Below are 12,875 nucleotides of genomic sequence, written 5' to 3'. Positions count from 1 at the left end.
CTATGTACCCGATCGTAAAAATTTCAGCCGCTTTTCTTGACGCATCGGTGAAAAAGTCAATATTTAATACAGGGCTACTATGCCCGATATCCTTCATACAATGACAATAATATTGCCGAATTCGGCTCTTCCCTGGAGTCGTGTTAATGATCATAAAAAAAAGCGGTGGTCGCTGGCAGCTAAGCCTGCTGGCGAGTGTGGTAATCAGTGCCTTTTTTCTCAACACAGCTTACGCCTGGCAACAAGAATATATCGTTGATACGCAACCCGGGCATTCCACAGAGCGTTACACCTGGGATAGTGATCATCAACCTGATTACAACGATATTTTGTCGCAACGTATTCAAAGTAGCCAAAGGGTGCTGGGACTGGAAGTCAATCTGGCGGAAGAAACCCCTGTGGATGTGACCAGCAGTATGAGTATGGGCTGGAATTTTCCTTTATATGAACAGGTTACAACTGGCCCGGTCGCGGCATTACATTACGATGGCACAACCACCTCGATGTATAACGAGTTTGGCGACAGTACTACCACGCTGACCGATCCGTTATGGCATGCCAGCGTGAGTACCTTAGGCTGGCGTGTTGACTCCCAGCTTGGCGATCTCCGACCCTGGGCGCAAATCAGCTATAACCAGCAATTTGGCGAGAATATCTGGAAGGCGCAATCAGGCCTGAGCCGGATGACGGCGACAAACCAGAACGGCAACTGGCTGGATGTCACCGTAGGCGCTGATATGTTGCTCAATCAAAATATTGCCGCCTATGCCGCGCTATCTCAGGCAGAAAATACCACTAACAATAGCGATTATCTGTATACGATGGGGGTTAGTGCCAGATTTTAACGTAACAATTACAATTGAAACCATTGAGTAACAATGGTTGTGGCGATAGTGGGTGCTAACTTACCAAATAATAAATTTGGTGAATAATTGTCGCGTCATTCATTCCTGAACTAAGGCATTTCATTCCGTTCTGATGGCATTTCATGCCGTTTTTCCCCAGGCATAAAGTGCACTTCGTTATGGTTGTCGGCAGAGATTTTTCCTTTTTATTACTGCAGGAATACTGCCATGACACCTTCAAATTATCAGCGTACCCGCTGGCTGACACTCATCGGTACTATCATTACCCAGTTTGCGCTGGGGTCGGTTTATACCTGGAGCCTGTTTAACGGCGCGCTTTCCGCCAAGCTGGATGCGCCGGTAAGCCAGGTCGCTTTCTCTTTCGGCTTGTTAAGTCTGGGGCTGGCAATTTCGTCTTCTGTTGCGGGCAAATTGCAGGAACGTTTTGGTGTTAAACGCGTCACCATCGCTTCCGGCATTTTGCTGGGATTAGGGTTCTTCCTGACAGCGCATTCTGACAACCTGATGATGCTGTGGTTAAGCGCCGGTGTGCTGGTCGGTCTGGCGGATGGCGCGGGTTACCTGCTGACGCTCTCTAACTGCGTGAAATGGTTCCCGGAGCGTAAAGGTCTGATCTCCGCGTTCGCTATCGGTTCTTATGGTCTGGGTAGCCTGGGTTTCAAATTTATCGACACGCAGCTGCTGGAAACGGTCGGTCTGGAAAAAACCTTTGTGATTTGGGGAGCGATTGCGCTGGTGATGATTGTTTTCGGCGCAACGTTAATGAAAGACGCACCAAAACAGGAAGTGAAAACCAGCAATGGTGTGGTGGAGAAAGATTACACGCTGGCAGAGTCGATGCGTAAACCGCAGTACTGGATGTTAGCGGTAATGTTCCTGACTGCCTGCATGAGCGGCCTGTACGTGATTGGGGTAGCGAAAGATATCGCCCAAAGTCTGGCACACCTTGATGTGGTTTCTGCAGCCAATGCAGTCACTGTTATTTCCATCGCCAACCTTTCAGGTCGTCTGGTGCTGGGCATTCTGTCTGACAAAATCGCCCGTATCCGTGTTATCACCATTGGTCAGGTGATTTCGCTGGTGGGTATGGCGGCCCTGCTGTTTGCACCATTGAATGCAGTGACGTTCTTTGCAGCGATTGCCTGTGTGGCATTTAACTTTGGCGGCACTATTACCGTCTTTCCGTCACTGGTCAGTGAGTTCTTCGGCCTCAATAACCTGGCGAAAAACTACGGTGTGATTTACCTCGGTTTCGGTATCGGTAGCATTTGTGGTTCGATTATCGCCTCACTGTTTGGCGGCTTCTATGTGACGTTCTACGTCATCTTTGCTCTGCTGATTATTTCCCTGGCACTTTCCACCACCATTCGCCAGCCGCAGCAGAAAGTGTTGCGTGAGGCGCATATTTAATGAGATGGCGTTGGTTATTAACGAAGGGGCGAGAGAGCCCCTTTTTTTCGTTTAAAATAATAAGGAGATTACAAAACTCTATATATTTACAAAGTGAATATATATGGATTGATTAATTGATATTTTGTATTTGTTTTTTCCTAAAAATCATTCCTGATTTTTTATCCCGAAAGGCAACTTAGTGATTTAAATAAAAATTCACACTTTCTTAATTTATTGATATTTTATCCTCTTAATTTTCTTTTCCTTGTTTATTTGTATAATCCCGCCTTCAAAGTTGATGCAATGTTAAAGCATCACTATTTGCTAATTAATGTGATTTAATAAAATGGAGTTTTTCATGAAAAAGGTCGTTTTTGCCTTAACTGCACTGGCGTTAACCTCCGGCTCTGCATTTGCAGCAGAATCTGGTGACGGCACGGTTAAATTTACAGGCGAGATCGTGGATTCACCTTGCGTACTGTCCGTTGACTCTCAGAACCAGGAAGTTGTGTTGGGTCAGGTACAAAAATCTGTATTTGCTGCGGTTGGTGACAAATCCCCGGCAAAACCTTTCGAAATCAAACTGGAAGATTGCGATACCACCACGATGAAAAAAGCCAATGTGAGCTTTAGCGGTGTTGGTGATGCAGATCAATCTGATCTGATTTCTGTTAGTACTGAAGCCGGTGCGGCGAAAGGTGTTGGTATCGGTATTTATGATAACAGCAACACCCTAGTCGCTCTTAACGGTGGTAAAGCAAGTGTTGATCTGAGTAAAGGCCAGACGGTTCTCTACTTTACCGCCAACTACGTTTCAACTCTGGCAACGGTAACGACCGGTTACGGCAATGCGCAGGTCGATTTCAACCTGTCTTACGAGTAATCGTCTGTTTTACCCATGGCGGCGTAATTGCCGCCATTAGTCGTCAAAATTCATGGATCGAATGATGAAAAGTAAATTTGTTGCGTTGGCTCTGTCTCTGTTCCTCTCCCAGTCAGTTCTGGCGGGGGGCGTTGGGCTTAGTGCTACCCGTGTGATTTATGATGGCAGTAAGAAAGAAGCCTCGCTGACCGTACAGAATAAAAGTAAGACGGAAGAGTTTCTGATCCAGTCCTGGGTGGATGATGCCGCGGGCAGCAAAAAAACACCGTTTATAATTACCCCGCCGTTGTTCAGGCTCGATCCTGGAAAAAACAATATATTGCGTATTGTAAATACTACCCCTGGCCTGCCGCAGGATCGCGAATCGGTCTACTGGGTTAATGTGAAAGCCATTCCGTCTAAAAGTGACGACAGCGAAAACAAAAATGTATTACAGATTGCTGTTCGCACCCGCATCAAACTGTTTTATCGCCCGGCAGGGTTACAGGGTGATGTAAAAACCGCGCCAAACGAACTGCGATTTACGCGTAGCGGTAATCAGATCCGTGTCGATAACCCCACCGTTTTTAATATTACCTTTAATCAATTTTTTGCGAATGACAAAGAAATTGAAAAAGCCGGCATGGTACCCGCAAAAGGGTCATTAAATATTACATTACCCGCCGGGGCAGGTAGCGTTTCTAAAATTAAATATAACACTATCAATGACTTTGGATCGTCAGCGGAAATGATGACTAAAAATGTTGATTGATTAATACCTTTTCAGGAGAAATTGCTCAATGTCACGGAAGACCGTTTCACGTACTTTTTCTTCCTTTTCTATCTCTGTGGTGGCGGTTGCTGTTGCCAGCACGTTTTCTGCACATGCCGGAAAGTTTAACCCCAAATTCCTGGAGGACGTTCAGGGTGTGGGCCAGCATGTCGATTTAACGATGTTCGAAAAAGGCCAGGAACAGCAGTTACCCGGCATCTATCGTGTCTCTGTTTACGTCAATGAACAGAGAATGGAAACCCGCACACTGGAATTTAAAGAGGCCACAGAAGCACAGCGCAAAGCGATGGGGGAATCCCTTGTGCCTTGCCTTAGCCGGACGCAACTGGCAGAGATGGGCGTGCGCGTTGAAAGCTTTCCGGCCCTCAATCTGGTGCCTGCCGAAGCCTGCGTGCCGTTTGACGAAATCATTCCCCAGGCCTCAAGCCATTTCGACTTCAGTGAACAAAAGCTGGTATTAAGTTTCCCTCAGGCTGCGATGCACCAGGTGGCGCGCGGCACGGTGCCGGAATCTTTATGGGACGAAGGTATCCCGGCATTATTGCTGGATTACAGTTTTAGCGGGAGCAACAGTGAATATGACTCCTCGGGTTCTTCCAGCAGTTATGTCGATGATAATGGCACCGTTCATCATGATGATGGCAACGATACGCTAAAGAGCGACAGCTACTACCTCAACTTACGCAGCGGCCTGAACCTTGGCGCGTGGCGGTTACGTAATTACAGTACCTGGAGCCATTCCGGCGGCAAAGCGCAGTGGGATAATATCGGTACGTCGCTTAGCCGTGCCATCGTGCCTTTCAAAGCGCAATTAACAATGGGAGATACGGCGACCGCGGGGGATATTTTTGACAGCGTTCAGATGCGTGGCGCGATGTTAGCCTCCGATGAAGAGATGCTGCCCGACAGCCAGCGAGGCTTTGCACCTATCGTTCGTGGGATCGCCAAAAGTAACGCTGAAGTCAGTGTTGAACAAAACGGCTACGTTATTTATCGCACCTATGTGCAGCCTGGTGCCTTTGAAATAAACGATCTTTACCCTACCGCAAACAGCGGTGACCTCACGGTCATTATTAAAGAAGCGGATGGCAGCGAACAACGCTTTATTCAGCCATTCTCATCGGTGCCTATTTTCCAGCGTGAAGGCCATCTCAAATATAGCTTTGCCGCGGGTGAATATCAGGCCGGGAATTATGACAGCGGCTCGCCGCGTTTCGGGCAGCTTGATCTGATTTATGGTTTACCGTGGGGGATGACCGCCTACGGCGGCGCATTAATCTCTAACAATTACAATGCATTTGCGTTAGGAATAGGGAAAAACTTTGGTTATATCGGGGCGATTTCCATCGATGTGACGCAGGCGAAAAGCGAGTTGAATAACGATCGCAATAGCCAGGGACAATCTTATCGTTTCTTATATTCCAAGAGCTTCGAAAGCGGCACCGATTTCCGCCTTGCGGGCTATCGGTACTCTACCAGCGGTTTCTATACCTTCCAGGAAGCCACCGATGTGCGCAGTGACGCTGACAGCGACTATAACCGTTATCACAAGCGCAGCGAAATACAGGGTAACCTGACGCAGCAATTAGGGGCCTATGGCTCTGTTTATTTAAATTTAACGCAGCAGGATTACTGGAACGACGCAGGTAAACAGAACACGGTATCGGCGGGTTACAACGGACGTATTGGCAAGGTCAGTTACAGTATTGCATATAGCTGGAATAAAAGCCCTGAATGGGATGAAAGCGATCGCTTGTGGTCTTTCAATATTTCCGTTCCACTAGGCCGGGCCTGGAGTAACTATCGCGTCACGACCGACCAGGATGGTCGTACCAATCAACAGGTTGGGGTCAGCGGAACGCTGCTTGAGGATCGCAACCTGAGCTACAGTGTCCAGGAAGGCTACGCCAGCAACGGTGTGGGTAACAGCGGTAACGCTAACGTTGGCTATCAGGGTGGGTCCGGTAATGTCAACGTAGGCTATAGCTACGGGAAAGATTACCGGCAGCTCAACTACAGCGTTCGCGGCGGCGTGATAGTTCATAGCGAAGGCGTGACGCTTTCCCAACCGCTAGGCGAAACCATGACGCTCATCTCCGTACCCGGTGCGCGCAATGCCCGCGTGGTGAATAACGGCGGCGTTCAGGTTGACTGGATGGGTAACGCGATCGTGCCTTACGCCATGCCGTATCGTGAAAACGAAATCTCACTGCGTAGCGATTCGTTGGGTGACGATGTTGACGTTGAAAATGCGTTCCAGAAAGTGGTGCCAACGCGTGGAGCGATTGTCAGAGCGCGTTTTGATACCCGCGTTGGTTACCGCATATTAATGACGCTGCTTCGTTCCGCGGGCAGCCCGGTGCCCTTTGGAGCAACGGCAACGCTAATCACCGATAAACAAAACGAGGTGAGCAGTATCGTCGGTGAGGAAGGGCAGCTCTATATTAGCGGGATGCCAGAGGAAGGGCGGGTACTGATTAAATGGGGTAATGAGGCGTCGCAGCAATGCGTGGCTCCATATAAATTATCCCTGGAATTAAAACAGGGCGGAATTGTTCCTGTTTCAGCCAATTGCCAGTAAGCAAGGAGAGCGAAATGAAAGCGGCAATAGCATTATCTTTATTAGGATGCGTATTCGGATTTTCTGGCAAGGCATTGGCCGGAGGTTCCTGGGGGCCATGTACCCCTGTGGATGGCACGACCTATCACTATAACGTCGATGTGGATGTCGGTGTTCCCGATGCAAGTAAAAACGTCGCAGGGACGGTTTTAACGGATGTCCTTAACTGGTCGAATGGACAAAATGTATCGATAATTTGTGAATGTCCTGATAAGGGTGACTATAAAATTGAAAAAGATACGTTGATACAAGGGGTTAGTGGAATAGCGAATATGACCAGGGATATCGGTGGTTTTAAGTATTATTACTTAACCGATGAACTGTCTGTATCCACAAAGATTCAGGTAAGTTCGGGGCAATATGGTTTTGTCCCCTTTAAAGGTCAACAGGCGCTTCAGGTAACGGGCTGTAATGAAGTCATCACTACTCCTTATATGGGCGGAGGAGGATTACTTTCTTTCTTGATTACTAAACCCTTTATCGGCGATTCAGTCATTCCCCCTACATTAATTGCCGAACTGTATGCCTCCAAAACAAATAAAGATTACGGAACAATACCCATATCTTCCGTATCTATTCAGGGCCGCATCACCATAACTCAGGATTGCGAAATAAAGCCCGGCACGGTGCTGGATGTGCCATTTGGTGAATTCCCCTCCTCAGCGTTTAAAAACAGACAAGGGCAAATGCCTGAAGGTGCGACAGAGCAAGAAATTAACCTCGGCTTTGATTGCAACAATATCTCGGATGGTATCAAAGTCTCGTTGCGCCTTGAGGGGGCAACCAATGCTGACGATCCCCGAGCGGTGGATATGGGCAACCCCGATATTGGCGTACTGGTGAAAGATTCCAGCGGCAAAATTTTGGTACCGAATGATGCAAGCAGCACCACGTTATTAAATTTGAGCAGCCTGGATTCTAAAACTCACCGCAATGCCGCGATTCGACTGCTGGCTTTACCGATTAGCACGACGGGTAAAGCGCCTAAAGGCGGGACGTTTGAAGGCGTAACGACCATATATCTTGAAATGGAGTGATGCCATGAAATTCAATCTATTGCTGCATAGCGGCATCGCCAGTTTGAGTCTGTTTGCCTGCGGGGTGAATGCGGCGACGGATCTTGGCCCGGCAGGGGATATTCATTTCTCCATCACTATCACCACTAAAGCTTGCGAGATGGAAAAAAGCGATCTCGAAGTCGATATGGGAACAATGACGCTGCAAAAACCTGCGGCAGTCGGTACGGTGTTGAGCAAGAAAGATTTCACCATTGCACTCAAAGAGTGCGATGGGATATCCAAAGCGACCGTTGAGATGGACAGTCAGTCGGACAGCGATGATGATTCCATGTTTGCCCTTGAGGCTGGTGGCGCAACGGGTGTTGCGTTGAAGATAGAGGACGATAAAGGAACGCAGCAAGTTCCCAAAGGCTCCAGCGGAACGCCGATTGAATGGGCGATTGATGGCGAAACCACGTCGCTTCACTACCAGGCGAGTTATGTGGTCGTCAACACTCAGGCCACTGGTGGCACAGCGAATGCCCTTGTCAATTTTTCCATCACCTATGAGTAAGTTACTGGGCCAGCATCCTGGCCCAACCTATCTCTGAATAGTCGTTAATCCGTTAAAATGGTCTATTCCGGACTTGCACTTTTGTAAATTTGTGCTTCATGCACACTCTTTCCCCACACTTTTTCCCTTTGCTGTGGTCTACTTATTCGCGCGTGTAGATTTTACTTATCTGACTACCTCCGCACTTTTCCCCTGCTGGGCCTGAAAAGCCGCTAAGCAGGGTGTTATCACCTGTTTGTCCAGGGTTTGTTTGCATGAGATACATCAAATCGATTACACAGCAGAAGCTGAGCTTTTTGCTTGCAATCTATATTGGCCTTTTTATGAATGGCGCGGTTTTTTACCGCCGCTTCGGCAGCTATGCGCACGATTTTACCGTCTGGAAAGGCATTTCTGCTGTTGTTGAACTGGCCGCCACCGTACTGGTGACCTTCTTTTTACTACGTCTTCTTTCGCTGTTTGGCCGCCGCAGCTGGCGTATTCTGGCATCGCTGGTTGTGCTCTTTTCCGCAGGTGCCAGCTATTACATGACCTTCCTTAATGTGGTCATTGGTTATGGCATCATCGCTTCCGTCATGACCACCGATATCGACCTGTCAAAAGAAGTTGTTGGTCTGAACTTTATTCTCTGGTTAATCGCCGTTAGCGCATTGCCTCTTATCCTTATCTGGAATAACCGCTGTCGCTACACCTTGCTCCGACAACTGCGAACCCCAGGGCAGCGTATTCGCAGCCTGGCGGTCGTCGTACTGGCGGGAATTATGGTTTGGGCACCGATTCGTTTGCTGGATATCCAGCAGAAGAAAGTGGAGAGGGCGACCGGCGTTGATTTGCCGAGTTATGGCGGTGTCGTAGCGAACTCTTATCTGCCATCAAACTGGCTTTCTGCGTTGGGGCTGTACGCCTGGGCGCGGGTCGATGAATCTTCCGATAATAATTCATTGCTTAACCCGGCGAAGAAATTCACTTATCAGGCACCGCAAAATGTTAATGACACTTATGTCGTGTTTATCATCGGTGAAACTACGCGTTGGGACCATATGGGCATTTTCGGCTATGAGCGTAATACCACGCCGAAGCTGGCCCAGGAGAAAAATCTGGCGGCGTTCCGTGGTTACTCCTGTGATACCGCAACCAAACTCTCTCTGCGTTGCATGTTTGTACGTCAGGGGGGCGCGGAAGATAATCCGCAGCGCACATTAAAAGAACAGAACATTTTCGCGGTACTGAAGCAGTTAGGATTCAGTTCTGACCTCTACGCTATGCAGAGCGAAATGTGGTTCTACAGCAATACGATGGCGGACAATATTGCTTACCGTGAACAGATTGGTGCGGAGCCACGTAACCGTGGCAAGCCGGTAGATGATATGTTGCTGGTAGACGAAATGCAGCAATCGCTGGGGCGCAACCCGGATGGTAAGCATCTAATCATTCTGCATACCAAAGGTTCGCACTTTAACTACACCCAGCGTTACCCGCGCAGCTTTGCGCAGTGGAAGCCGGAATGTATTGGTGTTGATAGCGGATGTACCAAAGCGCAGATGATCAACTCCTATGACAACTCGGTGACCTATGTGGATCACTTTATCTCCAGTGTGATTGATCAGGTTCGCGATAAGAAAGCGATTGTGTTCTACGCAGCTGACCACGGCGAGTCAATTAATGAACGCGAGCACCTGCACGGCACGCCGCGTGAACTGGCACCGCCGGAGCAGTTCCGCGTACCGATGATGGTCTGGATGTCAGATAAATATCTGGAAAATCCGGTCAATGCGCAGGCGTTTGCGCAGCTGAAAAAAGCAGCCGACATGAAAGTGCCACGCCGTCACGTAGAGCTGTACGACACCATCATGGGTTGTCTTGGCTATACTTCACCGGATGGTGGAATTAACGAAAACAACAACTGGTGTCACATCCCGCAGACAAAAGAGGCAGCGGCTAACTAAGAGGCCTGCTGACTTTCTCGCCGATCAAAAGGCATTTTGCTATTAAGGGATTGACGAGGGCGTATCTGCGCAGTAAGATGCGCCCCGCATTCGGTGATTGGCGCAGCCTGGTAGCGCACTTCGTTCGGGACGAAGGGGTCGGAGGTTCGAATCCTCTATCACCGACCAATTTAGAAAAACCAGCCTACGGGCTGGTTTTTTGCTTTCTGCGACCTGAAGAGGATGAGAACCTCCGGGGGCAGGGAGGTTCGACTCGACGTAGGCCTGATAAGACGCGTCAGCGTCGCATCAGGCAACGGCACCGCACTCATTGTCGGATGCAGCGTACCCGTCTTATCCGACCTAAACGGCAGCACACCACACATTTCCCTGCCAAATTTGCGCCCCATATCTCACTATCCATTAACGGATTTGTGACAGAAACCATTGTCTTTTTTTATATTTGCTTAAATCTTTTTTTGCGTTACTTATGGCTGGCGCTGGCATTTTCCGCTGTGCGTTTTAGCGTTCATGGTATTAATCGCTCAGATATCCACCTTTTCCTCAGATTTTTTTCATTAAATGCATAAAACTTAATCACCAAATGTTGCTAAATATTAAGCTGATTGTTCTGGTCATGTTGGAGTAGCACAAATTTCTCTGCTGCAAATAGCTGTTTGAAGTTTTTTTAATCTTTGTTTGTGGATTCTCACCGTTGGTGTAAATCCCGGTTGGCTGTATTGACGTTTTCACATTCTGTTGACAGATTGTAGGTCACGAGGGGCATTTTATGGAGGAACCGCACTGTTACACTGATGTTAATTAGTACGGCATCCCCACCTCATAACGTTGACCCGACCGGGCAAAAAACAAAAAAGGTCAGGCAGCGACAACCCACTGCAAAGGGTTAAAACAACAAACATCACAATTGGAGCAGAATAATGCGTATTTCCTTGAAAAAGTCAGGGATGCTGAAGCTTGGTCTCAGCCTGGTGGCTATGACCGTCGCAGCAAGTGTTCAGGCTAAAACTCTGGTTTATTGCTCAGAAGGATCTCCGGAAGGGTTTAACCCGCAGCTGTTTACCTCCGGCACCACCTATGACGCCTCTTCCGTCCCGCTTTATAACCGTCTGGTTGAATTTAAAATCGGCACCACCGAAGTGATCCCGGGCCTCGCTGAAAAGTGGGAAGTCAGCGAAGACGGTAAAACCTACACCTTCCATCTGCGTAAAGGTGTGAAGTGGCACGACAATAAAGAATTCAAACCGACGCGCGAACTGAACGCCGATGACGTGGTGTTCTCGTTCGATCGTCAGAAAAACGCGCAAAACCCGTACCATAAAGTTTCTGGCGGTAGCTACGAATACTTCGAAGGCATGGGCTTGCCGGAGCTGATCAGCGAAGTGAAAAAGGTGGACGACAACACCGTTCAGTTTGTGCTGACTCGCCCGGAAGCGCCGTTCCTCGCTGACCTGGCAATGGACTTCGCCTCTATTCTGTCAAAAGAATATGCTGATGCGATGATGAAAGCCGGTACACCGGAAAAACTGGACCTCAACCCAATCGGAACCGGTCCGTTCCAGTTACAGCAGTACCAGAAAGATTCCCGTATTCGCTACAAAGCGTTTGATGGCTACTGGGGCACCAAACCGCAGATCGATACGCTGGTTTTCTCTATTACCCCTGACGCTTCCGTGCGTTACGCTAAATTGCAGAAAAATGAATGCCAGGTGATGCCGTACCCGAACCCGGCAGATATCGCCCGCATGAAGCAGGATAAATCTATCAACCTGATGGAAATGCCGGGGCTGAACGTCGGTTATCTCTCGTATAACGTGCAGAAAAAACCACTCGATGACGTGAAAGTTCGCCAGGCTCTGACCTACGCGGTGAACAAAGACGCGATCATCAAAGCGGTTTATCAGGGCGCGGGTGTATCAGCGAAAAACCTGATCCCGCCAACCATGTGGGGCTATAACGACGACGTTCAGGACTACACCTACGATCCTGAAAAAGCGAAAGCCTTGCTGAAAGAAGCGGGTCTGGAAAAAGGTTTCTCCATCGACCTGTGGGCGATGCCGGTACAACGTCCGTATAACCCGAACGCTCGCCGCATGGCGGAGATGATTCAGGCAGACTGGGCGAAAGTCGGCGTGCAGGCCAAAATTGTCACCTACGAATGGGGTGAGTACCTCAAGCGTGCGAAAGATGGCGAGCACCAGACGGTAATGATGGGCTGGACTGGCGATAACGGGGATCCGGATAACTTCTTCGCCACTCTGTTCAGCTGCGCCGCCTCTGAACAAGGCTCCAACTACTCAAAATGGTGCTACAAACCGTTTGAAGATCTGATTCAACCGGCGCGTGCTACCGACGACCATAACAAACGCGTTGAACTGTACAAGCAAGCGCAGGTGGTGATGCACGATCAGGCTCCGGCACTGATCATCGCTCACTCCACCGTGTTTGAACCGGTACGCAAAGAAGTTAAAGGCTATGTGGTTGATCCATTAGGCAAACATCACTTCGAAAACGTCTCTATCGAATAATTAAAAGCCATACAAGACTGATGGCAAAGGCAAAACTGCCTGATGCGCTCCGCTTATCAGGCCTACGAAAATTCTGCAATGTATTGAGTTTGCACGATTTTGTAGGCCGGATAAGGCGTTAACGCCGCATCCGGCATAAACAAAGCGCTCTTTGTCAACAATCTGCATACCCGGTGGTGCTGTGCCTCTGCGTGCAGCGCCATCCGGCAGCAATACTTCATTCCCTGCCCGACCTGGGCGGGAATTGATTTGTGAGCAATACAGACACGCAGTTCCAGGCTGCGGGTCACTACAGA

General features: G+C 48.9%; 10 protein-coding genes and 1 tRNA gene. 10 read left to right on the top strand and 1 reads right to left on the bottom strand.

Features of this window, described 5'->3' with window-relative positions; genetic code table 11:
• The first annotated feature begins 146 nt into the window (after positions 1-146).
• The 10 genes from HUZ68_RS22135 (at position 147) to dppA (ending at position 12,579) form a co-directional block, all read left to right on the top strand.
• Entirely contained in the window at positions 147-845 is a 699-nt protein-coding gene (locus HUZ68_RS22135; protein ID WP_028132045.1) for an autotransporter outer membrane beta-barrel domain-containing protein, read from the top strand.
• 228 nt (positions 846-1,073) lie between these two features.
• A complete protein-coding gene (locus HUZ68_RS22130; protein ID WP_021578071.1) occupies positions 1,074-2,276 on the top strand; it encodes an L-lactate MFS transporter in 1,203 nt (400 codons plus the stop codon).
• A gap of 340 nt (positions 2,277-2,616) precedes the next feature.
• The gene (gene lpfA1 / locus HUZ68_RS22125; protein ID WP_000758163.1) at positions 2,617-3,141 is read left to right on the top strand and encodes a long polar fimbria major subunit LpfA1; all 525 of its coding nucleotides are present in this window, start codon (positions 2,617-2,619) and stop codon (positions 3,139-3,141) included.
• 64 nt (positions 3,142-3,205) lie between these two features.
• On the top strand, positions 3,206-3,892 hold the full coding sequence (gene lpfB, locus HUZ68_RS22120; RefSeq protein WP_000836896.1) for a long polar fimbrial biogenesis chaperone LpfB: 687 nt from the start codon (positions 3,206-3,208) through the stop codon (positions 3,890-3,892).
• Positions 3,893-3,920: 28 nt separating this feature from the next.
• On the top strand, positions 3,921-6,494 hold the full coding sequence (lpfC, locus tag HUZ68_RS22115; RefSeq protein ID WP_239593975.1) for an outer membrane usher protein LpfC: 2,574 nt from the start codon (positions 3,921-3,923) through the stop codon (positions 6,492-6,494).
• A 14-nt stretch (positions 6,495-6,508) separates the two neighbouring features.
• Positions 6,509-7,570, top strand: coding sequence for a fimbrial protein (locus HUZ68_RS22110; protein WP_239593974.1), 1,062 nt, complete (start codon positions 6,509-6,511; stop codon positions 7,568-7,570).
• Positions 7,571-7,574: 4 nt separating this feature from the next.
• Positions 7,575-8,105, top strand: coding sequence for a long polar fimbrial protein LpfE (gene lpfE, locus HUZ68_RS22105; RefSeq protein ID WP_115444553.1), 531 nt, complete (start codon positions 7,575-7,577; stop codon positions 8,103-8,105).
• 254 nt (positions 8,106-8,359) lie between these two features.
• Entirely contained in the window at positions 8,360-10,051 is a 1,692-nt protein-coding gene (gene eptB, locus HUZ68_RS22100) for a kdo(2)-lipid A phosphoethanolamine 7''-transferase (protein ID WP_001269211.1), read from the top strand.
• A gap of 91 nt (positions 10,052-10,142) precedes the next feature.
• A tRNA-Pro gene (locus HUZ68_RS22095) sits at positions 10,143-10,219 on the top strand.
• Between the two features lie 752 nt (positions 10,220-10,971).
• A complete protein-coding gene (gene dppA / locus HUZ68_RS22090) occupies positions 10,972-12,579 on the top strand; it encodes a dipeptide ABC transporter substrate-binding protein DppA (protein ID WP_001222883.1) in 1,608 nt (535 codons plus the stop codon).
• Positions 12,580-12,641: 62 nt separating this feature from the next.
• On the opposite strand, the gene HUZ68_RS22085 is transcribed toward dppA, so the two are convergent.
• Positions 12,642-12,869 carry a hypothetical protein gene (locus HUZ68_RS22085; protein WP_032153267.1) on the bottom strand — a complete coding sequence of 76 codons (228 nt, stop codon included), beginning with the start codon at positions 12,867-12,869 and terminating at the stop codon, positions 12,642-12,644.
• Positions 12,870-12,875 lie beyond the last annotated feature (6 nt).

This window comes from Shigella dysenteriae (assembly GCF_022354085.1).
GTDB classification, from domain to species: Bacteria; Pseudomonadota; Gammaproteobacteria; order Enterobacterales; family Enterobacteriaceae; genus Escherichia; species Escherichia coli.
This window is presented reverse-complemented; position numbering and strand designations above follow the sequence as displayed.